This is a genomic window from Paraburkholderia sp. HC6.4b, assembly GCF_014200875.1.
In the GTDB taxonomy this organism is placed as follows: domain Bacteria; phylum Pseudomonadota; class Gammaproteobacteria; order Burkholderiales; family Burkholderiaceae; genus Paraburkholderia; species Paraburkholderia tuberum.
Genome location: NZ_JACHDC010000017.1, coordinates 39971 through 66030 on the forward strand (window position 1 = coordinate 39971; position 26060 = coordinate 66030).

At 57.1% G+C, this 26060-nt stretch carries 22 protein-coding genes, 1 tRNA gene and 5 pseudogenes; 15 read left to right on the forward strand and 13 right to left on the reverse strand.

Translation table 11 applies throughout. The features are described from left to right. The first annotated feature begins 8 nt into the window (after positions 1-8). The 8 genes from HDG34_RS24480 to HDG34_RS24515 all read left to right on the forward strand — a co-directional run bounded on the left by HDG34_RS24480 (position 9) and on the right by HDG34_RS24515 (position 6928). On the forward strand, positions 9-1010 hold the full coding sequence (locus tag HDG34_RS24480) for a protocatechuate 3,4-dioxygenase (protein ID WP_184062833.1): 1002 nt from the start codon (positions 9-11) through the stop codon (positions 1008-1010). 15 nt (positions 1011-1025) lie between these two features. Then, positions 1026-1688 (forward strand): RraA family protein, encoded by a 663-nt coding sequence (locus HDG34_RS24485; RefSeq protein WP_184062835.1) that lies wholly within the window; start codon positions 1026-1028, stop codon positions 1686-1688. A gap of 2 nt (positions 1689-1690) precedes the next feature. Further along, a complete protein-coding gene (locus HDG34_RS24490; protein ID WP_184062837.1) occupies positions 1691-2368 on the forward strand; it encodes an RraA family protein in 678 nt (225 codons plus the stop codon). Then, entirely contained in the window at positions 2365-3036 is a 672-nt protein-coding gene (locus HDG34_RS24495) for a 4-carboxy-4-hydroxy-2-oxoadipate aldolase/oxaloacetate decarboxylase (RefSeq protein ID WP_184062839.1), read from the forward strand. Before HDG34_RS24490 ends, HDG34_RS24495 begins: the two co-directional genes overlap by 4 nt. Before the next feature lie 93 nt (positions 3037-3129). Beyond that, positions 3130-3675 carry a flavin reductase family protein gene (locus HDG34_RS24500; RefSeq protein WP_311734868.1) on the forward strand — a complete coding sequence of 182 codons (546 nt, stop codon included), beginning with the start codon at positions 3130-3132 and terminating at the stop codon, positions 3673-3675. 133 nt (positions 3676-3808) lie between these two features. Further along, the gene (locus HDG34_RS24505) at positions 3809-4354 is read left to right on the forward strand and encodes a tripartite tricarboxylate transporter substrate-binding protein (protein WP_184062842.1); all 546 of its coding nucleotides are present in this window, start codon (positions 3809-3811) and stop codon (positions 4352-4354) included. 1059 nt (positions 4355-5413) lie between these two features. Next, positions 5414-6112: a GntR family transcriptional regulator gene (locus HDG34_RS24510; protein ID WP_184062844.1), complete on the forward strand. Its 699-nt coding sequence runs from the start codon at positions 5414-5416 to the stop codon at positions 6110-6112. Positions 6113-6256: 144 nt separating this feature from the next. Further along, positions 6257-6928 carry a GntR family transcriptional regulator gene (locus tag HDG34_RS24515; RefSeq protein ID WP_184062846.1) on the forward strand — a complete coding sequence of 224 codons (672 nt, stop codon included), beginning with the start codon at positions 6257-6259 and terminating at the stop codon, positions 6926-6928. A 183-nt stretch (positions 6929-7111) separates the two neighbouring features. Here the strand turns inward: HDG34_RS24515 and HDG34_RS24520 are convergent, their stop codons facing one another. The 4 genes from HDG34_RS24520 to HDG34_RS24540 form a co-directional block, all read right to left on the reverse strand. Continuing rightward, positions 7112-7327 carry a hypothetical protein gene (locus tag HDG34_RS24520; protein ID WP_184062848.1) on the reverse strand — a complete coding sequence of 72 codons (216 nt, stop codon included), beginning with the start codon at positions 7325-7327 and terminating at the stop codon, positions 7112-7114. 527 nt (positions 7328-7854) lie between these two features. Next, positions 7855-9420, reverse strand: a complete 1566-nt coding sequence (locus HDG34_RS24530; protein WP_184062852.1) for a methyl-accepting chemotaxis protein — start codon at positions 9418-9420, stop codon at positions 7855-7857. A gap of 388 nt (positions 9421-9808) precedes the next feature. Then, positions 9809-10348, reverse strand: a complete 540-nt coding sequence (locus HDG34_RS24535; protein WP_184062854.1) for a MarR family winged helix-turn-helix transcriptional regulator — start codon at positions 10346-10348, stop codon at positions 9809-9811. A 454-nt stretch (positions 10349-10802) separates the two neighbouring features. Continuing rightward, positions 10803-11990 carry a porin gene (locus HDG34_RS24540; protein WP_184062856.1) on the reverse strand — a complete coding sequence of 396 codons (1188 nt, stop codon included), beginning with the start codon at positions 11988-11990 and terminating at the stop codon, positions 10803-10805. Positions 11991-13163: 1173 nt separating this feature from the next. Between HDG34_RS24540 and HDG34_RS39405 the strand changes: the two are divergent. After that, positions 13164-13316, forward strand: a pseudogene (locus HDG34_RS39405) (DDE-type integrase/transposase/recombinase); the annotation flags it as partial. Positions 13317-13794: 478 nt separating this feature from the next. Here the strand turns inward: HDG34_RS39405 and HDG34_RS24550 are convergent. From HDG34_RS24550 to HDG34_RS24560, 3 genes and pseudogenes are all read right to left on the reverse strand, one after another. Then, entirely contained in the window at positions 13795-14325 is a 531-nt protein-coding gene (locus tag HDG34_RS24550; RefSeq protein WP_409259533.1) for a hypothetical protein, read from the reverse strand. A 37-nt stretch (positions 14326-14362) separates the two neighbouring features. Beyond that, the gene (locus HDG34_RS24555; protein ID WP_184062858.1) at positions 14363-14569 is read right to left on the reverse strand and encodes a hypothetical protein; all 207 of its coding nucleotides are present in this window, start codon (positions 14567-14569) and stop codon (positions 14363-14365) included. A 676-nt stretch (positions 14570-15245) separates the two neighbouring features. Next, a pseudogene (locus tag HDG34_RS24560) lies at positions 15246-15407 on the reverse strand (ABC transporter substrate-binding protein); the annotation flags it as partial. Between the two features lie 43 nt (positions 15408-15450). Between HDG34_RS24560 and HDG34_RS24565 the strand changes: the two are divergent. Next, positions 15451-16181: pseudogene (locus HDG34_RS24565) on the forward strand (IS6 family transposase). 200 nt (positions 16182-16381) lie between these two features. Here HDG34_RS24565 and HDG34_RS24570 read toward each other — a convergent pair. The 3 genes from HDG34_RS24570 to HDG34_RS39410 form a co-directional block, all read right to left on the reverse strand. Beyond that, positions 16382-16630: a hypothetical protein gene (locus HDG34_RS24570; RefSeq protein ID WP_184062860.1), complete on the reverse strand. Its 249-nt coding sequence runs from the start codon at positions 16628-16630 to the stop codon at positions 16382-16384. Positions 16631-16971: 341 nt separating this feature from the next. Then, entirely contained in the window at positions 16972-17109 is a 138-nt protein-coding gene (locus tag HDG34_RS24575; RefSeq protein ID WP_184062862.1) for a hypothetical protein, read from the reverse strand. Between the two features lie 14 nt (positions 17110-17123). Beyond that, the gene (locus HDG34_RS39410; protein ID WP_260321314.1) at positions 17124-17444 is read right to left on the reverse strand and encodes a hypothetical protein; all 321 of its coding nucleotides are present in this window, start codon (positions 17442-17444) and stop codon (positions 17124-17126) included. A 716-nt stretch (positions 17445-18160) separates the two neighbouring features. Here HDG34_RS39410 and HDG34_RS24585 point away from each other — a divergent pair. Together HDG34_RS24585 and HDG34_RS39415 are read left to right on the forward strand one after the other, a co-directional pair. Continuing rightward, positions 18161-19121, forward strand: a pseudogene (locus tag HDG34_RS24585) (IS110 family transposase); the annotation flags it as partial. A gap of 227 nt (positions 19122-19348) precedes the next feature. After that, positions 19349-19609 (forward strand): hypothetical protein, encoded by a 261-nt coding sequence (locus tag HDG34_RS39415; RefSeq protein ID WP_260321315.1) that lies wholly within the window; start codon positions 19349-19351, stop codon positions 19607-19609. A 224-nt stretch (positions 19610-19833) separates the two neighbouring features. Here HDG34_RS39415 and HDG34_RS24595 read toward each other — a convergent pair. The 3 genes and pseudogenes from HDG34_RS24595 to HDG34_RS24605 all read right to left on the reverse strand — a co-directional run. Further along, positions 19834-20061, reverse strand: a pseudogene (locus tag HDG34_RS24595) (transposase domain-containing protein); the annotation flags it as partial. Between the two features lie 269 nt (positions 20062-20330). After that, on the reverse strand, positions 20331-20996 hold the full coding sequence (locus HDG34_RS24600) for a GntR family transcriptional regulator (protein WP_184062864.1): 666 nt from the start codon (positions 20994-20996) through the stop codon (positions 20331-20333). A gap of 312 nt (positions 20997-21308) precedes the next feature. After that, positions 21309-22412, reverse strand: a complete 1104-nt coding sequence (locus HDG34_RS24605; RefSeq protein ID WP_260321316.1) for a porin — start codon at positions 22410-22412, stop codon at positions 21309-21311. A 570-nt stretch (positions 22413-22982) separates the two neighbouring features. On the opposite strand from HDG34_RS24605, the gene HDG34_RS24610 reads away from it, so the two are divergent. From HDG34_RS24610 to HDG34_RS24620, 3 genes are all read left to right on the forward strand, one after another. Continuing rightward, positions 22983-23156, forward strand: coding sequence for a hypothetical protein (locus HDG34_RS24610; RefSeq protein ID WP_184062866.1), 174 nt, complete (start codon positions 22983-22985; stop codon positions 23154-23156). Positions 23157-24187: 1031 nt separating this feature from the next. After that, positions 24188-24274, forward strand: a tRNA-Leu gene (locus tag HDG34_RS24615). A gap of 164 nt (positions 24275-24438) precedes the next feature. After that, on the forward strand, positions 24439-25725 hold the full coding sequence (locus HDG34_RS24620; RefSeq protein WP_184062868.1) for an integrase arm-type DNA-binding domain-containing protein: 1287 nt from the start codon (positions 24439-24441) through the stop codon (positions 25723-25725). Positions 25726-26060 lie beyond the last annotated feature (335 nt).

Sequence of the window (26060 nt, forward strand, 5' to 3'; positions counted from 1 at the left end):
TCGAAATCATGGCAAAAATCGTATTGGGAATGGGAACTTCGCATGGCCCCATGCTCATCACTCCACCGGAGACCTGGGGCGCTCGCGTACCTGATGATCGACTGAGCAAGCATGATTTCGAAGGCCGCGAATGGGCCTTCGATGAACTCGTTGAATATCGCCGTAGCGAGAACCTCGCGGATCAGATCACGCCGGAGAAGTGGAAGGAGCGCCATGCCCAGTGCCGGGCGGCTATCGAGGAAATGGCGCGGGTGCTGGCTGAGGCCAAAGCTGACGTCGTTGTCATTGTCGGCAACGATCAGATGGAAATTTTCACCACTGATTGCATTCCCGCATTCGGCGTCATGCACGGCCCGACGATCGTGAACAACATGATCAGTCACGATAAATTGATGCAAATGCCTCCGGGCGTGCGCCATTCGATGCCGGGTTACAAGCCGGAAACTGCCACGCATGAAGGCGTTCCAGAGCTTGCAAAGCACATTATCAAGAACGCGATCGCCGACAACTTTGACGTGGCCGCTCTTGGCCGCTTGTCAGAAACGGAAACGCCGCATGCATACGGCTTCGTGTTCCGCCAGCTGATGAAAGACCAGGTCGTTCCGACCGTGCCGGTGTTTGTCAATACGTTCTATCCGCCGAATCAACCGACAGTCGCACGCTGCCACGCTTTCGGTGCATCGATTGCTCGCGCCATCGAATCGTGGGATTCGGACGCACGTGTAGCTGTCATCGCTTCCGGTGGTCTGACGCACTTCGTCATTGACGAGCGCGTCGACAATCTGATTCTCGACGCGATGAAGAACCACGACCTCACGCCGGTATTCGCGTTGGGCGAAGAAATCTTCCAGGCGGGTACATCGGAAATCAAGAACTGGATTCCCGTCGCCGGCATGATGGATGAACTCGCCTTCGACATGACGGTGGTCGACTATGTGCCCTGCTATCGCAGCGAAGCCGGTACCGGCAACGCCATGGGCTTTGTGTACTGGAAGCCGCAGTCCGAATAAGGAAACATCAAATATATGGCAACCAAAGACGAATTGATCCACCGCCTTCGTCGGCTGGACTGCTGCGCAGTCTCGGACGCACTCGATAAACTCGGCTTGTCCGGCGTCGTGAGCGGCGTCGCCCAAGCCTCAGGCACGAAGCGCATCGCAGGTCGCGTTATCACGATGAAACTCGGTGTTGGTGATCCGCCTCCCGGCCCGCCGCGTCATCTGGGCACCACCGCGATCGAACTCGGCAACTCCGACGATGTGATCGTTGTCGAGCAGCGCACCGGTATTGAAGCCGGTTCGTGGGGCGGCATCCTGTCGCTGGGTGCCAAGGTTCGCGGTATCGCGGGCGTGATCGCTGACGGTCCGGTTCGCGATATCGACGAATCCCGCGAGATGGGCCTGCCGGTGTTCACAAACAAGTTCACGGCGCTCACCGCTCGTGGCCGTATCGTCGAAAAGGGCGTGAACGTCCCCATTGAAGTCTTCGGGGCCGCAGTGGAAGCCGGCGACTACGTGATCGCCGACAGCAGCGCCGTGATTTTCATCAGCAAGGCAAACATCGCCAGGGTGGTCGAGACTGCTGAATCGATCGTCGCACGCGAAGCCTTGATGGCGAAGGCACTACTGGCGGACACGCCGATCCATGAAGTCATGGGTGGCAACTACGAATTTATGCTTAAGGATTAACCATGTCCGAAATCGAACAAGACAAGAATGTTGCCCGCGCAGCGAAACTCGAAACGGCGACCCTGAGCGACGCACTGGACCGATTGGGCCTGAACGGTCAGTGCTACAAGATCAAGCCGCGTGATTCGTCGTTCCGAATGGCCGGTCGGGCATTCACGATTCTCTACGGCCCCGCCGCTTCGCCCGCAGGCACCGTGGGTGACTTCATCGACGACGTTCCGCCGGGTTCGGTCATCGTCCTCGACAACGGTGGTCGCGAAGACGCAACGGTATGGGGCGACATCCTGACCGAGATCGCTCATCGCCGTGGTATCGCTGGTACCGTAATCGACGGCATAAATCGTGACGTACACCTGTGCCTGTCGCTCGGTTACCCGGTTTTCTCCAAGGATAACTGGATGCGCACGGGCAAGGATCGCGTGCAGGTCGAAGCCACCAACGTTCCGGTGAATATCGGTAACGTGCGCGTTGCTCCGGGCGATCTGCTGCGCGGTGACGCGGACGGCGTGATCTCGATTCCGAAGGAACACGAAGAACGCGTGCTTGCTGCTGCTGAAGAAATCGATGCCGCGGAAAATGCAATCCGACGGTCTGTGGCAACGGGTATGCGGCTAGACGAGGCTCGCAAACAGTTCAAGTACCATCAACTGCAAACGCGTCGGACTGGAGAAGAGGCATGACGGGCCCGGTTTTCAATCGTCATGAGACCACGCGTCTCGCTATCGAGCGACCGGACGTCAATTTGCTTGACGCCGCCGCGAAATTGCCGGCAGCAACGCTTCACGAGGCTGCCGGAAAGATCGGCGTCCTGCCTTATGAAATTAAGCCTGTCGCGCCCGGCTTCAAGATTTGCGGCCCAGCTGTGACCGTCCATTCGCCCGGTGGCGATAACCTTTGGCTTCACCGTGCGATTTACGGAGCACAACCAGGTGATGTCCTGGTCGTCTCCGTAAGCGAAGCATATGAACACGGGTACTGGGGCGAGATCATGTCAACGGCCGCAAAGGTTCGGGGGCTTGCCGGTCTCGTCATTAACGGCTGTGTTCGTGATCAGCGACTGCTGTCCGAGATCGGGTTTCCCGTTTTCGCTCGCGGTCTTTGTATCCGTGGCACAGGAAAAGATTTCGGCGCCAGAGGTTGGATCAACGCCCCGATTCGATTCGACGATGTCACTATAAATGCAGGTGACCTGATCGTTGGTGATGAAGACGGCGTCGTGTGCATCCCGCGTGAGCGAATCGCCGAGGTGATCATTGCATCCGAAGCACGCGAAGCAGCAGAAGCACAGCAGATGAAGCGAATGGAAGCGGGCGAGAGCACGCTCAGTATCTTCGGTTGGGATCAGTAAACCGGCTGAGACTCGCGTCTATAGCATGGGTGGCGCCCCGAAAAAACGCCACCCCTCCATTTTCTCCGTCTGGTTTTTTGATTGGAGGGTGAGGTGAGCATAGAAGAATCCGAATTCAAACGCGCCATGCGCTGTTTGACCGGGCACGTATGTTTGATCACTACCGGTTCGGACACGGACGGACCGCTTGCCGGCATGACCGCAACCGCTGTGACGTCTGTTAGTGCAGCGCCTCCTATTCTGCTGGTCTGTATCAATCGTGCAAACTCGTCTCTGGCGCACGTGCAGGCCACTGGCAACTTCGTCGTCAACGTTCTGGCGCGCAGTGAGCGGGAATTGGCGCAGCGGTTCTCGCGACCCATTTCGCCGCAAGAAAAGTTTCAGGCAGGGACGTGGAATCGTATTAAGACGGGGGCTCCGGCTTTGGCCAATACTATGGTCAATTTCGATTGCAGCGTCGAACGCATCATTGAGATTGGTACCCACGCCGTGATTTTTGGGCATGTCGAAGGCACTGCCATTAATGGCGACGCAACGACGCCGCTGCTGTATTCCCAAGGCTCTTACGGCGAATTTCAGGCGAATAGAGCCGTCGATTTCCATGATTTACTGTGGATCTCCAACTGGGGGTCCGACTAATCCAAAAATTTCAGATGGAGGTACGGCCCGCATTATTCCGCACGCAAGATATGATGCGATTTTGTTGATCACAAAATGCATTATTGTTAGCCGCCTTTCAGGCATCCTTTAGAATACTTGGAGACAATTGATCTTGAAACTGAACCGGAAACTCTTCCTCTCGGCAGTCCTCGCAGCGGGCGCACTGATCTCGGGCGTCGCCCTCGCGAGTACACCTGCCAAACCGGCACCTGCACCTATTGCTGCACCTGCGGCTAAGCCGGCAGCGGCAGCCCCGGTTGGTGCGCCCACGGGTGTTGTTCTGGTCGCTGAAATCGGCAAAGGCGTGTCCGGAACCGACATCAAGGACTACGCGGATCTGATTAGTCGCCTGAAAGATAATCCGGATTGCTACACCTTCGGTACGACGGCTGACGGTACGCGCGACCTGACCGCGATGACCACATTGCAAAAGCGTAACGGTGTTCGCATGGTCAAGTTATCGTACAAGGACACCGCAGAGGAAATCGACGGTTTGATGAAAGCGAAGGTGCAGGTGATCCCGGTTCCGTACGATGTCGCAGCCCCGTACATCAAGAAAGGTCAGATGCGTCCCCTGGTGGTCTTTGGTTCGGCGCGTATCCCCGAGATCAAGGATGTTCCCACTGCGAGCGAAGTGATGCCCGGCTTCGTGTACTGATCTGAAACCACGGTGCAACATAGAAAACCCCTATCGTTGCACTGAACCCCAAGAATTGGAGATAAATCCGACCCTTGGGGTTTTTCATGGCGAAGCTGGATAAGACGCTTAAACCCAAGGTCGTAATGAGCTGGCTTTTGCGTGACCAGGTTGCAATGAAAGCGTGATCTTGGCGGCGTTTGGCATTCGGATCACGCATGCGCCACCGGTGCCGTGGAAGAATGTTTCGCACTTCGCCAGCAGGAGATTTCGACACACTTGAACATGTCGCGCAGTACCAGCCTACCGATACATTTGTAGCCTACGCAGCACCGGATCGGTGGCGCAGGACGAACGGGGAAGTTTCTGTTTGGGGCCTCGACTGCTACATCTGGCACTGGCCGAAATGTCTCTGAACAGACGTACTTTCATCTATGCGGACATAAAGTCCTTCACGCTTCTCCACATTGACAGTGCAGCGTGGCGAATTTGCGGGCGGTGGTAACCAAGTTTTTTGCGCAAGCCAATTCCAGGGTATAAATGACTGCGCGTCTGGCTCAGCCAGCGGACGCAGTTGAGCCAGCAAAGCTGCGTTCGCGTGGACCTCGCCGCCGCATTTTCGTTTGTAGCCGTCGTGACCCGCACGTGGCGCTCTCGCGTAGGTCGACCGTCCACAAAGACCGCGCTCGATTTACCACTGCGCTCCTGCGCGACCCGGACGATCGAACACAGGTCATTGTCTATCGCATCGAGACAGCCTCCTCAACCCAGCGCTGCGTCTGCTGTTCGACGACTCCCACGCTCGAAAGTCATTGGGCAAGCAACAAGCGTCACGATGCACCAGCCCACAACCCAGCAAGGAGTGTTGAACATCTCGCGCGGGGCATAGCGACGCTGTGGCGCGTTCTCGTTCATCAACGTCAGCTATACGGCGCGCAGAAGTACCATTCCTCACCCGATTATCTCCGTTGGCCAGGCTCTGCGCTTTTCCTGGCCGGGAGTTTATAAGACCTTCTAACGGTCGATCACCGAATCGCCTGACAACGTTGTCAGGCGAAGATTCTCAGATATAATACTAAAATGAATGCGATTCCGACACCAGGCCGAACTCCTATCGCTACCGTCCCGGAAGTGGATGGCATTGACTTTCCAGCTCAGGTGGCGTCAGAGACGCGAAAACTGATCAATAGGGGAACGCTCGCGCCCGGCTTTCAACTACGACAGTCGGACCTCGCGGAACGTTTCGGCATCAGCCGTGTGCCGGTGCGTGAGGCATTGAAACTACTGGCGGCGGAAGGCATCATCGAACACGATCCGAATCGTGGATTTTTCGTCGCTCAGTTGTCGAGCGGTGAGGCCCGACAGTTGTATTGGATGCGCCAACTCCTCGAAGCAGAGTTGCTCATGACGGTTGAATGGCCCACATCCGCGCAGATCAGGGAATTCAAGGGCTTACTGTCCCGGCTTGAAGAATTGATTCAAGCCGGTAATCGTGAGGGGTGGATCGAATTACACCGCACACTTCACGATAAGATTTTCAACCTCTCGCCTAATAAAGTGATTAAACGGGAAGTCCTACGATTGTTGCGACTCACCGATCGTTATCGGGCGCTGGCTGCCGATATTTCAGCGCATCCGCAAAATCGTAACGCTAATATCGAAGCAAAACTCGTGAACGCTTTGGAAAGCAAAGACCGGGAATTGCTGCTCTCAACTTATGAGAAAGGGCGAACGGTGGTTCTTGACGGGTTGATGATAGTGCTTGCGGCCCGGGAATAAACGAAAAAAAACGGCACCGTGAGTGATCTGCTGTCGGAATCCTGAACAGAAAAGGGCTTTTCTTCATTTTGCCAACGAGAGATACTCGGAAGTTCGAATCTTGATATATAAGACCAAAATGTATTTCGTTTTGGTGGGGAGTAGATGGTCACCGCACTTCGCGAAACGGACACCGTTGATTTTCCGGCTCACGTGGCCGCAGAGACGCGCAAGCTGATTAATCGAGGGGTGTTAGCACCGGGCCTCCAACTGCGGCAGTCGGAACTTGCTGATCGATTCGGGATCAGCCGCGTTCCGATCCGGGAAGCACTGAAGCTCTTGGCGGTAGAAGGCATCATTGAGCACGATCCGAATCGTGGATTCTTTGTCGCACAGTTGTCAAGTGATGAGGCCCGACAACTATATCGGATGCGTCAACGGCTTGAGGCAGAACTGCTGAGCACGATCGAGTGGCCTACGCCCGAGCAGCTGACGCTGCTCAAGCGAATGCTTACAGATCTCACGGAGTTGCTGGCGGCGGGTAATCGCGATGGCTGGATCGAAAAGCACCGTGCTTTCCACGACACGATTTTCGAACTGTCTCCACACAAGGTGATCAAGCTAGAAATCCTGCGTTTGATGCGTTTGTCGGATCGCTATCGTGCGCTGGCCGCGGATGTCTCGGCAAGTCCGGAACATCGCCGGGCAGATATCGAAGCGCGATTGGTGCAGGCACTGGAAAGTCGGGACAGAGTTCATCTGCTTGCAGCCTATGATCAAGGGCGTTCAGTGGTTTTGGAAGGACTGGTGAGGGTACTGGCCGCTAGAGGGGCCTAAAAACGAAAGGAGGGCCGCAATCTGTGCCCCCTTACGCTCATTTGATTGGAACGTCGTGTACAGGAGGTGTTCGGCCCCACGGTACCTTGCCGCTGGACACGATGTTGGCATTCATGGTGGCTTCATGGCGTTGTCAGCATTATCCGTGCGGTGATACGCGCTCACCGCCCAGTCCCGCGATTTTCAGTAGTGCGGCAAGCGGATGCCGAGTCCGCAGCCCTTCACGATTTGCGTGTTTTTCTTTTGTGCTGTTTGGTTTTTTCCCCTGGACAGCGCATCGAGCTTTTTCAGATACGCCGCCTCCATCCGCAGATACACGAGTTCCCTGAGTTGTTCTTCGCGTGATCGCGTATCGGCAGCTTTCTCTTCAACAGGCAGGTCACGCCGGGTCTTGGGCATTTTTTGGACGCCATCGTCGGCGGGGCATCAGAGCATCTGCAGCGCCCTCATCATATAGGCGCACCCATTGCGAGACCCTGGCAGGATCGTGGATGTCCTACAGAGCCGTGACTTCGCGCAGGGAAAGCCCCTCACGCGACGTGAGCCTGAGCACCTTCGGCCCGCGAAGTGAACGTCGTATCGACTGCGCTTAGGGCATAGCGTTGCGTCGCCGTGCAAACGATAGGCATCAACCCAGCGACGCAACATCGAGTAGCCGATCTCGTGGCGGGCTGCCAATACTGGCCGCCCAACTCCCCCCGCGCAAATGCGTGTTGCTTAACTTCAGTTTGAACCGCTTATCGTACTTCGCCATGAAAGACACCCCAAAGGTTGGATCCGTGTCGAACTTTTGGGATGCAGTTAATTAACATCGAAGGCTTTTTCTCGGTTCTGTTGCAATAAGTTGTCCGCAGTACCGCAGTCTTCGTCGATATCAAGGAAACCATCCCTCATCGATGGCTTTTTTTGTGCCTGGAGACTCTGATTTAGATGGCGCGTGCGATCTTGAAGTTAGTAACCAGTGTCTGTAGGCGCTCTGCTTCTGCATGAACGCCACGGGCTGCAGCAGCGGCCTCTTCGACCAAGGCTGCGTTGTGCTGGGTCACTGTATCGATTTCGCCGATCGCCTTATTTATCTCCATGATGCCGCGGTGGCCGTCATCGGATGCGTGGGTGATCTCCTCCATCAGAGTCGAGACCCGGGTGAACTCACTCACCACGTCGTTGATTTTGGACCCGGCATCGTTCACCAGTTGAGATCCTTGGACAACGCGGGTGACCGAATTGCTGACCAATTCCTTGATCTCTTTGGCCGCCGTTGCCGAGCGTTGAGCCAGCGTGCGGACTTCCTGGGCCACGACGGCGAAGCCACGGCCTTCGTTGCCAGCACGTGCGGCTTCGACCGCCGCGTTAAGGGCTAGGATATTGGTCTGAAAAGCGATGCCCTCGATAGTCGCAATGATGTCGGCGACTTTCCTCGATTGATCGGCAATGCCGCTCATGGTGGTCACAACGTGTTTCATGACCTCTCCACCGCTGTTTGCCAGATCGGACGTAGTCTGTGCGAGTTTGAGGCCTTGTTTGGCATTCGCCGCGTTGTTCTGCACCGTCGCCGTCAACTGCTGGATCGAAGCTACCGTCTGCTCGAGAGACGCCGCCTGTTCCTCGGTGCGCTGGCTCAGATTCTCGTTCCCCGCGGCGATTTCGGATGCGCCGGTCAATACCGCCTCACTGCCGGACCGGACCTGCTTTACGATATCCACGAGACTCTCATTCATGCTGCGAAGCGCGCGCATCAATTGGCCAAGTTCAGTATCGGAATGTACCCTGACTTCTGACGTCAAATCCCCTGACGCAACTGCCTCAGCAATCTTTACGGCGTCATTCAACGGGAAGACGATCGACGTCGCAACCGTGTTGCAGACATATACCGTAGCAACGATAGCGATACATATTACGGTGAACGTCAGCATCAAGGCCACATCATAGTCATGAATGGCCTTTTCCGCAGCCTGATCTGCCTGCTTCTGAATGAAGTCCATATGGGCGGTGAGCGTCTCCTCCGTGGATTTGAAAACAGCAAAGATCTTGGTGTTGGCGAGCACACGCTCGGTAGCAAGATCCGGATTATCAGACATTGCAAGCGTGTAGAGTTCTTTGTTGATCATCGCGTACGCAGCGATTGCTTTCTTATCGTTCTCGAAATACTGACGATCCTCGCCCGGGCGCGCGTGTTTCTCATAGCGATCGACACTCTTTCTCAGCTGATTCAAGGCTTCGGCTCGAATCGCAGCATTGGTATCTTTGGCATTCTTGGTATCAGACAAGACAAGACCCAGCGTGGAACGACGATCTGTACTGAGCGCCAGACGAAGATCCGCAATCGTTTTGACTGACTCCATCCAATTCTGTTTGATGTCCATTAGATGTGATTGAATCTGATGCGCCTGGAAGAGCGCAAATCCCGCGGCACTGCATAGCAGCACGATAACGATTGCGAAACTTACAAACAGCCGGTTGCGTATTTTGAGATTGCAAAGAAGCAGGAACATGTTTTATTGCCTACATTAATTGTATACTTTGTATTTCGGCATGAGCCCTATGAGTATGGATAGGTGACAACGTTAATTGTGTAATCTGGCCCGATGCGTTATAGCCGCGCCCCGCAAGATCGATAACCGCCCTGTACGCGTGCGCACTGGAAACTCTGAACTCGAGCAGGACCAGCGTGCCGCGCATGCGGCATCCGGACAGTCGCGTCGACTGGGTGAAAGCCGTGCATGGCGCGCAATGCTGGCGTTTGTTCAGACCGTTGCTCGCGGCCGCGACGATCACCGGACACGCGCGCGAGAAGACGTCGTGGATAAAGGCCAACGCAAAGACGCGCTGGATTAGATCATCCGCTGGCCACGTTTTAGGGCGGAGAAGGGAGGTTGCCGTTCACGCCGGTGCGCCAACGACGCTGGAGGGTCTTGGACTGCCCTTCACGGCAAATCTCGAGACATCGATTGAGCCGTGGGCTGGGGAATTAGCAAGCAGGCGCTTAAGCAACGCAATAAAAATATCGGCTTCATCCTCGGTTAAGAGGCCAATCAATTTATTGTCAGCTGCGCCGAGAATGGCTGTAATGTTCGCAGCCATCGCAACTCCGCTTCCCGTAAGCTGAACACACCAGCAGCGACAGTCGTTTGGATGCCGAGACCTCATTACAACTCCAGCATCCATGAGACGCGGAATGATTCTGGATAGCGCCCCCATATCGAAATGCAGCCGGTGCGCGAGTTGAACCTGCGTCATGAATTGGTGCCCAGCCAGGCATGCGACGACCTTCGCCTGTGCAAACGAAATCCCAAGCGATGACTTCAAATGTTGATCAGCAGACTCGGAGATCGCTTTGTCAATCTCAACAATACGGGTGAGCCAACTTAAAGCCGGGACTTCCGCCTCATAACCTAGGTGTAGCCCCTCCTCGCTCTTCATTTCTTGCTGCTTTTCCTGCAAAGGTGGTCGGAACCAGTGGTTGGGCGTGCTCTATACGTCCTAAAACCACCTCGTACTATGGTTGATCATTCGCTCCTGCGCTGCTACTGCTTGCCCGGCGCACCGAATTGCTCTCATCCGCGGGTCGAACGTTTCCGAAGACGTTGGACTTTATTATAGCATTCAAATGTGAATATTATCATTACTTCGGACGAGGGGAAATTGGGGCACTTTCTGAGCTTGACGGGGCGGACTTTCCTACCCAAATCGCAGCGGAAAGGCAAAACTGATCAATCGAGGCACGCTGGCACTGAGTTCGAATTGCGCCGCGCTAACCTTGGCGACCGCTTGGAACGGACGGATGGCAGTATTTGCGGCCCCCGGTGCATAACCCAAGAAGGCCACGACAGCGATGACGAAAACATGATCATCGCTGCCGTTCCTCAATGAAGCATCAGAATCGATGCATCATGCCAAGCTGGAAAACAGTCTGGATATTGCCGCTTGCCACGATGTTCCCGATTTCTGCAGCGTATGCGCCGTTGGTGCGTTGATATACGCCGGCGGCATAGACCGCGGTGCGTCTCGACAACGTGTACGTCAACTGCAACGCGGCCTGGTTGATCACCACGTTCTTCAGCAACGCGTTACCATTTTCGTAGGTATAAGCGCCGCCGAGGTTCCAAGCCGGTGAGAAGTCATATCCGACGCCACCAGCCAGGGCGTAAATCTTGGCCCCCGTATGGGTGTTGCGCGCGTCGCTATACATCCCTGAGACAGTGAAATGGCCGAACTTCGTCCTTGCTCCGGCGAGCAGGTTGGCGATGCCACTATGTCCATTGTTGACCGGCGCATAGTTCTGCTCAGTGTAAACAACAGCAGCACGCGTTTCACCATTCCGGAAGCTGATCGCCGCGCTTTTTCCGGCCCCGTTGTTGAAGTCGCCCGCTGTGCCGCCGAAGCTATACATGACGCCAGCCGACAGCCCGGCATATTCCTCCGACACAACCTTGATGGCATTCGCCATCCGCTTGCCGCCGACACGATCCCAGTTGATGGCCGCTAATCCAGAAATTTGGCCGTTCGTCGTGATAGGCGCGAACGGGCCGCCCGAGACGGCGCCAGCAATCTGCGCCGGCCCTGAAACGCCGAGCAGGTCGGCACCGAAGCTACCGGTCCGGAAGTTGAGCATACCGCCAGCGATGCCCGTTGCCGGATCGATACCACCGATCAGGTAGTAGTCGAAGGCGAAGTCGTTTTGGCGCCCGAGGCGGAAGCTGCCAATCCCTGCTTGACTGAGTCCGACCCACGACGAGTTCTCGAACATCGCGCCGCGGGACTGCGGATCAAGTCCCCCTGTGCTCAGGCTGATCATCGAGTCGAGGCTGAAGTTTGCGCGCAGGCCCCCTCCCATGTCCTCGCTCCCGCGGAAGAAAAACTTGGTGGGAAAGATGGCGGAATCCTGCATTTGATACAAACGGGCCCCACCTGAATCACGATAGGTGGCGACACCTTCGTCAAGAAATCCCCCAAGCATGACGCTACTTTGCGCACGGGCGGCCGTAACGCTCATGCAAACTGATGCACATGCAAGCGGCACCGCGGCCCACCGGTGTTTCCTCCACGTCCCCTGGTGTTTCATACATTCTCCTGATTGTTATATGTGGTCTCTGAAACCGACTGCTATTGAATTAGAAACGCGAGTACGTCAATTTGTTACGCTGGTCCGTTGCCCTCCTGGAAATGTGCAGCATCCAATGCGACGTCGGGACCCGGCGGGACGCCCGAAGCAATTCTTGAATGGCGAGCGCCTGGGGCGGTGCCAGTTGCCCGTAGGCACCGACCAAATAGAGAAAGGGGCCGGCGTCGGCCCAGTTGTCGACCACCCCTAGTAGCCATGAGCTTGACCACACCGTCTTCCGACTTCCTACGGCCATCAATCACCTTCTAATCCGTCACTCCGTGAGAGTCCGCGGATCAGCCTTCAGCATCATGTTCGGCTTCGGATTCGCATGATCTCGATAACGCTTTTCTAATGCATCCTGATACCACCTAATGCGCACCAATAATGCCGATCGCAACCGCCGCCCCGACGGAAACGTAAGCAGCAACCGACGTCTTGACTGCCAATCCGGCGGTCGATACCGCGCTAATCGCACCGACATGGGAAAGAGTCACCATTTATCCCACACCGGATCCCCGGAACGTGTTGGATAGATATGGGTCGACAGAGGATATTCGCCAAGCTGTATGCCTGCGATCGAAATGCCTTTCAGTATCATCCTCCCGAGCAAAGCCACGTTTTCGGCCGTCGTAATTGCCCCGCCACCATGACCCGGTGACAAAAGAAGAAGAAGCGCGCTCGCAGCCGTGACCCCGCGGACCGCGAAGAGCCGCGTGTCACGAAGATACGTGGCGGAACGCAGGGCGCGCATGCCAATGTCTTCCACTGGAAGCGCTCACCTAAAAGCAGGCACAATAGAATTCGTTGTCCTCAGTCAAAATAGTATTTATAGCGGCCTACAATGTCAATGAGCCATATTCTGGTGAAAACCCTTGGCTTCCCCAACTGGCGCAATTTGCCATTCAATGGTGGCGGTTCGCGACTATTGAGTTGCGCGTTATAACCTTGCGCACGTATCACGACCTTGTGCTGTGATGCCGCGCGATGTCGCAGCAGCTAAGGCCTTTTTCACCAAGGCAGTCAAGCATCAGGGCGACCACGGGAGACGGCCACGCCATATGGGTATGCAGCGTCGCACCGGGCTGGGCGTGAGATGAAGTCCTATGGACTGCTTCCAAGGATACGAAGGTGCGCTCCTCGAAGTACCTCAATAACCTGATCGAACAAGACCATCGTCACATCAAGTCCAGGGCGAATGTGATGCGCGGTCTCAAGAGGTTCATAAATGCCCAGACTACGATTTCAGGCATCGAGTTGATGCATCGCATTCGCAAGGGGCAGTTTGACCTGTCCGCTCTTGCGCTTGAGGACATCACTGCCCCTCCGTCTGGAATGCCGTCATTTTCAATTGATAAGGCATCCATATCTCAAGGCATAACGGACCCACTATCCACTACCTATTTGCACCAGATCCTCCTCGATCACCAGAGCACATTCGATGCGTTTGTCTGGCAGTTTGACTGCCTCAAGCTGCAACGGATCATTCCGATACGAGGCGGGTGGTCACTCTCGGTACACATTCCGCAAGCTCCCCAGTAAAGCCAGCGACCTGCGTAGTGGTCGGCTTCCGCGCGAAGGCGCTTGCCGATTAAAGTCCCGGCTTCTGATGTGTCACGCGACTCCGGTCACGGCGTGCCGGAGATAGCGGTTCGACCAAAGGGCGCAAGCCCCGTCGGCTGGACGGCGTAAGCCCCGATTTTCTCATCCCTTGCCGAGCGGCGGCCGACTTGGGAACCCCGCCAGGTTGCTCAACTGGACTAGCTCATTGGCCGCCTCGCCCAGCAGTACCGAATACTCGTGTATTTTTCCCACGGTCAGCCGTCCTCTCGGACCGGCCGGGCTGATGACGCCAACGCAGCGCGAGCCGCACGGGCGTGGTAACCGCCGACATGCGCGGCGCGAACACCTCGTCGATCATCGCATAGCCACGGACCCGTGCAGCGTGCAGAAAACCGAGCAGCGCCCTGAGCGTCGTCGGCGCATTGGGTCCGAATTCATTCGGCTGTCCGAAGCCCTGTTTCAAGACCAGCGCGGCCGCCTGTTCATCGGTCATCGTCATGAGCCATGCGTGTCCGGTCGACGTGCATAAAAGTCGTGCTGCCTGGCCCACGTCGGGATCGTAGCAAAAGGCCGTCCGCTGCCCGTCCGCCTTCCCCACCCAGATGATCGCTATCATCGCGTCCGCGCATTTGACGATGTTGGCGATGACGTCGATCGTCCAGATAGACTGGCCGCCGAAGCTCGCGATTGTCTCGTCCTGCATGGCCATCGCGAGCGCGAGCAGCGGAAGCATAGGCCAGAGGTGCCGATGCATGCCATGCGAGCGCGTGTCAGTCGGCCGGGCCGAGGTAACCCTGGAACCCCGAGCGCAGTTCTGCTCTCTTTGCGAGCTTCACCGCCCGCTTGATCAGCGACGCGTATACAGCGTCGCTCTTGGGTACAGGCAGAGGCAATTGCGCTTGCGCTTCGACTATGGAGTACTGCTGCCGCTCGCCGAAAAAGTCGGCGATACCATCGAAGCGTGCATCCGACAGCACCGGATCGTGCTGCGCGCCGTTTCATGTACCGGAGAAGCATTCATTCGCAAACGCGGGAGATGCGCGACGCGCATCCACGGTGTACGCCGAACAGCTTATTGACCGCAGCGCGCTCGGCCAGTTGACGCCGCTCGAGCAATGACCCTAAGCGATCTTCCTTACACGATCAAAGTCGGAGAACCGCGCCCGGGCATGGTTACGAATCGTCGGTAACTGCATGCCATCACGCATCGGCCTCCTACCTCAAGCCCGTTCCGAACCGATTGAGCAGTACCAACGCACAGAACACCCGCTCAAATTAAACTTAGTTACCGCGTAAATAATCTGGAAAGTCTGCGGAGCTTCAATCACTACGTGGTCTACCAATGCCATAGCTGCGCATTCTGTTGCGTTCGGAACGTAATCCTTATTTAGAACCTTTTGACAAGCAACACGTAGCTTCGCGCATGTAGGCGATGCGGTCGGAAGTGTTCGATTCATCTTCGACACTGATTGCCCGTGGTAAGAGGCGGCACCCCAAAAAGGAAAGTAACCATCTCGAATGGCAACGTGACGGCGACGGCCGACGGCCGACGGCAGCTCACCTTCAGCCGTGACCGTCTACGGTCACCCGAGCCGCAGTGGCGTCACGCAACGGTCATCCAGCGGACCGCGCTTCTACACCCTTCCCTGCTATTTACTCGAGCGGCGCGACAGAGGCACCTGCAATACGGTGGCGTTCAAGCGCTTGCGCGACGAAACCGTTTCGTTTCATGTCCTCAACGAACTCACGCAACATCTTCGCAGCCATTTCGCGCCGACTCCTGGCGACACCCATCGCCTGCCGGATGACCATGAAGGGCACTGTCAGGTTGGTGGGGAGGCGGCGGTAGAATGAAGTGATGAAAGAGACGAAATCACCTTATCACGGCCACCGATTCCCTGCGGTCATCATCAGTTGCGCGGTTCGCTGGTATTGCCGGTTCAGCCTGAGCTTGCGCGACATCGAGGAGTTGATGCTCGAGCGTGGTGTCGTGGTCACGTATGAAACGATCCGTTGCTGGTGCGACAAGTTCGGCGCTCGATTCGCCCAGTGCGCGAAAGCGGCGCGGCGCAAGCCGGGCAGCACCTGGCATCTGGACGAGCTGTTCGTGACGCTGCGCGGCGAGCCGTATCTGTTGTGGCGTGCAGTGGACGAGCATGGCGCCGATCTCGATGTGCTGGTGCAAAAGCGGCGCAACAAGGCCGCGGCAAAGCGCTTCTTCAAGCGCCTGCTGCGTTCAAACCCGGCGCGGCGCCGGATCGTTACCGACCAGCTTCGCAGCTATCCGGCGGCGAAGGCTGAGATTCCCGAGCTCGCTCATGTGAAGCACGTTTTCGTCGAAGCAGCTGCATGCGTGAACAACCGCGCCGAGAACAGCCACCAGCCGACCCGCAGGCGCGAACGCCAGATGTGCGGCTTTCGCGATCCCGTCGCACGCAGACATTTCTCTCATGCTTCGGCCCGATCGGGCAGCACTTCGCGTCGCCCGGACATCGGATGACCGCGGCCTGTCATCGTGCCGTACTCAGAGAACGCTTCGCCGCATGGCATGCTTGGACTGTCTCTGCCGCAGTCGAGAAAATTATTTGATAAGGATAACTACTCTTGAGCGACACAGGTCAGTCTGTGCCCGCCAAGCTGACAAGAGCCCTACTTCGCGGCCGCTGTATTACGGTCCTCGACGACCGGCCCTGCCTCGATTATGCGTACAGCAGGAATTTTGATAATTTCCTGCTTGTACGCGGGGTTGTATGCCTCGAACACGAAATTACTGACAGGCCCGATTTAGGCTACCCAAACAGACGCTCCAAAGCCATCTCTGGCAACGCCGCAGCAGGAGGAAAGACCTTCCAGCATCCGTCGTCGTGCCGAAAGAAAAACAGTGCGAGTCTTTCGCTGCCGTGTACGGTCTCGACGCACACGAAACGCCCTTTGCCCGAGCGCGGACGGCCCAGTGCCGTCACCCTTGCGCTCTCTGGAGGTTGCAACCCGAGCCACTTTTCAACTACGAAACGTAAAGATTGCTCTCCGGTCTTCATCACTTTATCCTCTCTGTCCCGCGAAAAGGCGCCTGTCGATGCACTGTGCCGATGTTGGGTGCCCGTGCGATGCGTATGCCAGTGCTCCAGCGCAAACCATCGACAAGCGTGCTATTTCCACATTCTCTGAACCAAGAATTGACGGACGGAAAGGCGGATGATCGCCCGTCGAGGTGATCGTGTCGAGCGACCAACCAAAAGACCCGGATCCACGTCGTCGGCAAACCGTATCGTGTCGGTGCCGCATCATCTTGAGCCGCCTGCTACTGCATCAGCCCCGGGTCATACCTCTATGCGCTTACCGATCGCTGGTCACGTATGAGGTTTGCAACAAAGACCAGCTAAGCCACACCCAACCCGAAGTAGTCGAAATTGCGCAGCGGACGGTAATCGGCATACCCCAAACCCGTCGAGCCAATATACGCCGCCACGGTGAGCAAAAAACAGATTCCTGCTGCTATCCAGGTATCCTTCTTCATATCAGCCTCAACGGTTATGCGTCGCCTTGATGTGGTGATGACAGCGCACGTTTCGCTGTTGAACTGTTGGGTTCGCTCCGGAAAGACCTTTTCCAGCCGTCCCAAAGCCACATCGGTTCGAGTTTGAGTCGAAACACCGCCGCCATGTATCCGCTGTAGGCCAGCAGGAGCACGCCGTTCATAAACAATTCCTGCGGCCCGGTAAAGAGCTGGCGCGGCGTGGCGACAATGTACGTGTTGAGCCAGAAGATCGTTACGGTGGTTGGCATCTCGCGGATTAGCGCGAGCAGTACGCCCCGGTTCGTCAAGAGCATCAGCCCGTAAAAGAACTCCATTTACTTGACCGCTGAATACATATGAATTGTTGTGGCCGCCGCAACGTAAGCTCCGCCGATACCGGGGATTTCCGGCACCTAACCGCTCAGGATGTATCGATCCCCGAGTAGAAAAGATGAACTCCGGAAGCAGAGCCGCAACCACATGACGACGTACTTCCAGGGTGATGCGTTGGCGCAATTCATTCAAGTCTCCTAATCTAAATGCTCGCGATCGATTTGCGCGGCCATCCGGCCACAGCATTTGCATTTACCGTGACAGCCAGCGCTACTCCAGCGCTTGGTGTGACGCAAACTGCGCTATCGGCTGACTGTAAAACCTGCCAAATATTATTTAATTCAGTATTCACCATATTATGCGACATGACCACGAGACACAAGGGTTGCGATTGGCGGGTATACCCGAGATGGTTCGAGAACGTGCTTCAACTCATACGGCGTCTGAACGACCGAGGCCGCATGTTCAACGTCACGTCCTGGGTGAGGGTTTCCCCGCCCGGCTTTTCACGTCCGAGCGCGCTTAGAGACCGCGTTTCGAGGGAAGCAATCAGATTTGCTTTTCCCGCCACCAGTCGCAGTCATGATCCGGGGGTGTTGTCACCGGGTCTGGTGGGTGGCTGGTGATCGCTAATAGGGGCTCGGTCAGGATATCTTGAGGCCGTCCGTAACGTGGATACCGAGACCTGCAACGCCTTCGATGCAAGAAAACTAACAACATGACTCCAGTCGACGTATTCGTCGGCGTCGATGTCGGCAATGGCCGCCATCACGCCGTCGCTCTCGATCGGACCGGAAAGCACCTGTACAACAAAGTGCTGCCCAACGATGAGGCCAAACTGCGTGCCCTGATCACCGAGCTCAAGACGTATGACCAACTTCTGTTCGTCGTCGACCAGCCCCGCCACGATTGGCGCGTTGCCCGTGGCAGTCGCCCGTGATGAAGGCGTCCTGGTCGCCTATCTGCCGGGTCTGGCCATGCGCCGCATCGCCGATCTGCATGCAGGCGAAGCCAAGACCGACGCCCGCGATGCCGCCATCATTGCAGAAGCCGCGCGCTCGATGCCGCATACGCTGCGCTCGCGTCGAGTGGCTGATGAGCAACTTGCCGAACTCACCATGCTATGCGGCGTCGATGGCGATCTCGCCGCGCAGATCACATAGACCAGCAATCGCATTCGCGGCCTGCTTACCCAGATCCATCCCGCACTGGAACGGGTTCTGAGGCCGCGCCTCGACCATCCGGCCGTGCTCGATCTGCTTGCGCGGTACCCATCGCCCGCCGAGCTTGCCGCGACCAGCGAGAAAACACTCGCCAACCGCCTCACCAAACTTGCACCTCGCATGAGCAAAAGCCTTGCTGCCGAAATCGTTCAGGCGCTCAGCGAACAGGCTGTGATCGTACCTGGTACGCAGGCAGCAACCATCGTCATGCCGCGTCTGGCCCAGCAGCTCGCGTCTTTGCGCAAACAACGCGACGAGGTTGCCAGCGAAGTTGAACGCCTGGTGCACGCGCACCCTGTTTGGCCGGTCCTGACCAGCATGCCGGGAGTGGGCGTCAGGACCGCCGCCAGACTCCTCGCGGAAGTCGCCCACAAAGCCTTCGCTTCAGCTGCGCATCTCGCCGCCTACGCCGGCCTCGCCCCGGTCACCCGACGCTCAGGCTCGTCTACCATCGGCGGATTTCTGGACGAGAGCATCGCGGGCTATCGGGATGCGAATGGCTCTCGCCTGATCCAGATGCAGGACTCTGCGATCTTTCCGACGAAGTTCTTCTTTCGCGGCACGAGGACCTCGGCGGTGGGCTCAGCGCCAATTTCAGCCTGGACTCCCTGATCAGCCTGAGCACCGGCAACCTTGACCCGCAGTCGCGCGGGGCGCTATTCGAAAACTCCGCTTCGGTCGGGATGCGCCAGACAGGGCTGGGCTTTTTCCGGTTGGGGCGACAGAATGATTTTGCCTTCGACTACTTTCTGATCGGCGGCATTGATCCCGCAACGGGAGCAGCACGAGGCATGCTGAACTTTCGCACCGGAAGCTACGGCGCCGACCTGCTCTGTGTCGCGGGTCCCGCGCAGATCGGCGCGGTGGCCGCAGTCGGCCCGTACCCGCCCATCATCAACAACGGCGTGCCCACGGGCCTGGGGCGATCAACTGGGACCGTGTGAGCGGCAAGCGCATGTCCAATGCGGTCAAGCTGACTTCGCCCCGGCATGGAATCTTGGTGCAGCCCACACCGATTCGGAACGACAATGCCTTTTTGAAGAATGTCGCAATCAACCAAGCGGCGGTCCAGCTCACCCACGCGCTATCCAAAAACCACTGCAGTCCACCTGGCCGGTGTGTTTCAGCGTACGAACGTAATCGGCAATTCACCGACGTCCTTGCGATGTCAGGCGATCTGATGCAAGGGCGAGCGCAGCGGATTGCCGGCGAAGAGCGATTTCCACATCCGCGGCGTGAGTTCATGCACGCGCGATGCCGGATGCTGGCCCACGCGCTGCAGCACGTCGACCAGATAATCGTAGGGATCGATGTCGTGTAGCTTGCACGTCACGAGGAGGCTTTGCGCGATACCGATCTGCCTGGCACCGAGTTCGGTCCAGCAGAACATCCCGTTTCCGATTGCTCTTCTCTAGCTGATGCCGTCATCGCCTGCTCCTGATCGAATTGAACGAAGAGCATTGTGCGATCGCCTCTACGCGAGATCTATAACGCCCATGGCTTACCGCTTACCTACGAACGGCGCTTACCCTGCCGAAATTGGCACCGCGGCGGCGGGCAAGATCCAGTCGGTCCCCGCTGCCGGAATGCAGTTGCGGTTCTAGAAGCAGCGAAACGGGCGCGCCGCGGACCAGCCTGATCCCGGCGGCCCCTTAATGAACATTCCTAAACGCCGCGCGCAGCCAAAACCGCCATCAAGCCTTGGAGCACGATGGCGCGGCCCTTGTCGTAGGTGCTCAGGAGCAGTTTGCGATCTTTCGCCGACAATGCCTTGAGAAGCTGTTCCTCGATTCGCGCGTCGAGGTGCGTACCTTGGCGCGTGATGTCCGCCGCCAACGAGCGATACCGATCGGTCAGGCGCATCAGCCGCAAAGCTTCACGCTTTAGGATCTTGTTTTCTGACAGATCGAAGATCGCGTCGTGAAACGCCCGGTGGCGCTCAATCCAGGCGTCGCGCGAGCCGCTTGCCAGTAACTGGTTGAGCTCGGCCACCATCGCCTTGAGGCTCTTCAACTGGGGCGGGTTGGGCCAGACAATGGTGGCGAGCAACTCGGATTCAAGCAGATGGCGCATCCGATAGAGTTGACGTGCCTCGTCACTGGACAAGGGTGCCACGAAAAACCCACGATTCGGGTCGTGTTCGATGATGCCCTCAGCTGCCAGAAGCTTGAGCGCTTCGCGCACTGGCACGCGACTGATGCCAAAACGTTCGGCCAGATCGGACTGGCGAAGTTGCAAGCCCGGCGCGAGTGTTCCGCGATTGATCAGTTTGCGCATCTCCGACGCGATCTGGGACGGGAAGTCGACCCCATCAAGTTCTGTAATTGTCACGATGACCGCCCAAGAGTTGTATTCAATCCGAAATTATATCCTGATTGTCGACGGCGCAAGGCGTCCGAGCCCTTCCTGATTGGGCCGCCCGGGGGCGCTACATTTATTTATTACCGGCCGAGGACCGTGGTGCCACGAGGCGGGAGTACATCAAGCCTCGCTCGTCAACGAAGCTTGATCGCCCACTGCGCATGACCGCAAGCGATGCACCAATGCAGTTGCGCATCGCATTGATGTCGAGGTCGCCCGGGCTCTCGAGGGCACGGCTATAGCCGAATGCCCGATGACGATTTCCGCATTTCCCAACAAGGTTCAGAACCGCATCTGCATGCCGATGCCGATAGCGGACACATGTTCATCGTACGCGGTGGGCGCGGGCAAGCCGCCGGGTGGGAAGATTGTCTGCTTCGCGACTCCGCGATTCCAGAGCTTCTTATAGAAGCCATAGAGCGAAGTGGTCTTCGATAGATAATAGGTATAGCTGACTGCGAATGAGCGCACGCTCCAGTTTTGCGAGAGGACCTGGTTCTCGTCGCTCAGCCCGCCGTACGCAAAGCCGAACATACCCACGGCCCCTGTCGGAACCGTGAAGCCCGCTTGCCATGCCTTGTCGGTAAATCCAGGATTGTTTCGCCGCAACTGATACGTGCCGTAGAGGGAAAGCCAGTCGAACCGGTATTTGACGCCAAACGCATGTTCCAGTGTATTGGCGTCGCCACCTGGCGCCACGGTGAGACTGCGGCCCAGTCCGTAGCTGGCGACCAGACCGCCATTCGTATACCACAGCGTGCCGATCTGATACTTCGTATTCGTGGCGGCGCCCTGGTTTGAGCCAAACGAGTAGCCCAGGGTCGCGCTGAGGCCATGCCAAGTGGGCGAGCTGTATTGCAGCGCATTGTCCTGGCGGGCGGGATCCTGCAGCGGGTTGAAGATCCACGGTCGCGGTTCCTCGCCGGTCATTGACCCCAGGACCGATCCTGCAGACATCAAGATCGGGTCGAACGTCGTGCCCCATACGTAGCCTGCCGTCTGCAAGCGCCCCCCGATGAGCGTTCCCCACTGGCTGTCGATGCCGACATACGCCTGGCGGCCAAACTCCCGACCGCCCTGCCCGAGCGTTCCATTGTTAATGTTGAAGCCGCTTTCAAGAACTGCAATTGCAGTCACGCCGCCGCCAAGATCCTCCTTGGCGCGAATGCCCCATCGTGATCCGCCCAGTCCGCCCGAATTGAGGCTGCTCACGCTTGTGGCGGAGTTCTTGAAGTAACCGTAAAACACGTCAGCAACGCCGTAAAGCGTGACGCTCGACTGAGCGTGCGCTACGCATGGCAGCAAGACACCCAGCATGCATCCAGCAATTCTTTTGTGCACTTCCGTCTCCTGTCTTTTGATCTCTGGGTTGCAGGTACCTTTCATTCCTTGCGAAATCCTTCTGGTGTCGATTTCAGTCTGTCGCCGCAACTCCGTGCCGATACTTGCTTTCAATCGCCATCGCACGGCGGCATTGACGGCGATCAGCTATGCACTCGTCTATGCGGGTTTCGGCGTCGAGGCCGTGCGTGGCGCGCCGCCGCGAGCAATGGCGCTGCGATGGTGCGTCCACCTCGTTCTTCGACACGACGCTTGGCGTGACAAGCCGCTTCTTGGCTTGCTGACCGGACATGCGGGAATTGGGCCAGGATTCTTGGCGGGTGTGGCGTCGGTCACTTGCTCAACGGCGGGCGCCTTGGCGTTGAATTCCATGCGACGAGAAATGCCGCCCGCATCCTCTGCGCAACCGTTGGCCGGGATCGCGCAGTACGACGAAGACTAAAGACAAGCCACTCCGTGAGGTTGAGGGACGACAACCCCACCACCACTAGGCTTAACACCTCGTGGACCACGCCATCAAGACGCATGCCCGCGTCGATGTCATGCTCAACTATACGAAACTCACGCCTCGCTCGCTCGACGCTTGACCGCTTGCACGTAGGGGAGTGCGATCGCATGGTCGACGTCAACATTAAGGGCGAGTTGTACGGCATCGTCGCTGCGTTGGAGTTGACGATGGTGGCTAATAAAGCACACGTCATCAACGTCTTGTCGGCGACCGGACATAAGTTCGGTCCATGCATTGGACCGACATACAAGAAGGTCCGCCAGAATCCGGCTATGACTTGATGTCGTTGTGTGGATCGCGCAAAAACAAAATGCGGTTAGGCCCAGACTCTGCGGGGTTTGCCGCCGTTTCTGGCGGAGAGGGAGTGATCGAACAGCGCTGCGCTCTGCGGAGTGATAAACCTATAGGAGCCTAATCGATGTTTCGATCTGAGCAGCGATCCACCACCTTGCAGTGTCCTTTTCGACGCATAAGCTGCAATCGCATCCGCTCATAGAGATTCCCCCAGGCTGTTATCGATAGGCCGTACTAGTATCCAACGCGCATTCCTGGTTTTCCTAAGCGAATGAACTGCTGCTCCGCCGCCCTACAGTTGGACCGCTGGCAGCCCCCAAGCCGTCAGAAATGGGGCTGCGTTACCAGTAAACAGGTTGTCGCGAGCACAGTTCGCGCATTGATATACGAGTCTCAATCTCGTGAGCAGCGAACGCGGCCGGCCCCTCGACGCGACCCAAAATTCCGCTTTGTTCCCGCGAGAGCCGTCCGTCCTGTGGGGGCAAACGTGGGGGCAAAATCGCCCCAAACGAAAAAGGCTCTCACAGCCGAAGCCATGAGAGCCTTATATCTATTGGTCGGGGCGAGAGGATTTGAACCTCCGACCACCTGCACCCCATGAAAGGAACAAATCTCCCCGAGCTGAAGAGTCTGTTCGCCGTCGCGGCGTGCGGAGCCATCCGGCACGGAATAGCGTCCTGTGGGATCCAACATTTTTGCGTATACAGGTGCGTATATACGCCATAAATCAACAATTTTTTTAATTTAAAATCAAGCACTTGAACTTCACATTCGAGTCCTCTCCTGGCACCAGATTCAAAAGTAGAGCCGCCTTTTGGCGGCTCTCTTTTTTTGTAAGGCCTGGTAGTCGAAATCGTTGTTTGTGTTTCGATTGCCGGATCAGCAGGACGGTGGTTCAGTAGCGATTGCATTACTTCGCTGCGCGTTCAACCGAGCGGACGAGAAAAGCAAGTTTGTTTGAAGCAGGAATTGACAAACTTAATCATCTTGCTAAAATAGCGGTCTAGCTTGAAGACGTGCCCAGGTGGCGGAATTGGTAGACGCACTAGGTTCAGGTCCTAGCGGTGGCAACACCGTGGAGGTTCGAGTCCTCTCCTGGGCACCACAAGGCTGTTTAGCGTAGTACAGAGAAGTCCAGAAGACCCCGTAAATCATTGAATTTGCGGGGTTTTTTGTTTATTGCCGTCCAAGCCGGGATACGGCAAGCCACGTGCAGATGAGTACGTTTTTGAGTACATTGAAAGTTCGAGATCGCTCAATGTACTCACCATGCCGCTCACAGTCCGCGAAGTCGAAGCAGCCCGTCCCCAGCCAAAGCCTTACGGTGTGGCCGATGGCGACGGTCTCGTCCTTTGGGTCACGCCCGAGGGCAACAAATTCTGGCACTTCCGTTACCGCCTGCACGGCAAGCAACCGCGCATCTCGTTGGGACGCTACCCCGACGTCACGCTTCAGAAAGCGAGGCAGCAGGCAGCGGCCTACCGGACACTCGTCGCCGACGGTGCCGATCCTCGCGCAAAACGACGGATAGACCGGCAGCGGGCGGATACCAGCGACGACGGCACGTTCAGGGCAGCCGCTGAACTCTGGTACAAGAGCAAACAGGATGCGGGTCGGTCGGCGTCAACGCTCGACAAGATTCGGACGTACCTCGACAAGGACATCCTGCCGGAGCTCGGTTCGATCAAGCTGGCAAACATCACGCGTGCTGACTGCGCCCGCGTCCAGGAACGCTTCGAAAAGCGCGACGCACTCAACGTCTCGAAAAAGGCCCGCGGGTGGTTACGCGAAATCTTCAGTCAGGCCATCGCACGCGGCAAGTGCGAATTCAACCCGGCGTCGGAACTCAAGGTCATTGCGAAGGCCGCCCCAAAGGCTAAGCCTTATCCTCACCTGCTCGAACCGGAGCTGCCCGACTTCCTGCGGGCGCTTGAAAAATCAAAGAGCCGCCTCATCGCATACGTCGCGGTCTGGATGACAATCTGGACGGCAAGCCGGCCGGGTATGGTCCGCTATGCCGAATGGACCGAGATCGATCTCGACGGCGCCCTGTGGACGATCTCCGCTGAAAAAATGAAAATGCGGCGCAGCCACGTCACTCCGCTTCCATCGCAACTAGTCAAGGCACTGCGCGAGCTCATGGAGCTGACGGGCCGTCACCAGTACGTCTTTCCCGGCATCGGCACGAAGCACGAAGTCATCAGCGAGAACACCATCAACCTCGTGTTTTCGAAGATTGGCTACAAGGGCCGTATGGTCGGTCACGGCACACGCCATACCGCGAGCACCCTTCTTCGCGAGCACGGCTGGATAAAGGATCACGTCGAAACGCAACTAGCTTATCTAGAGGAAGGCATTGCCGGCGACTACAACCACGCCAAGTATCTGGTGCAACGTCGCGCGATGATCCAGTGGTACGCTGACTACCTTGATGTGCTGAAGACCGGCATGCAACCTGCCCAGCAGCAGTCATTTGCCCAACGGGTCAACCAGAAACCCGTGCAATCGCCATCTACATCTTCGCAATCGCTCGACAACGACGAAATCGCAGCCTGATGAAGCCGCGGTTCGTTGCTTCAACGTTATCCACTCGATCCGATGACAACGACGGGAGCTTTTACAGAATGCAAGAGCTGCCGGTTGTCGGCGATCCGTGCGCCCAGTAATGTGGGACAGTGCGTAGCGGGCAGGCGTCAACGCATAGCACACTTCAACCTTGACACGCCGGGCGACTTCGATCATGTTCAACGTCGTGCCCTCCTCCCGAACCACGCATAGGTATCAACAAAAAAACATTCTGTCTGGAATGCGGCGGCGGCGCCGCCCCACAGCCGCCCGAGGGCTTCGCGTCGATGGTTTCCTTCGTTCAGGTGCCAAAGCGCCGCCTTCGG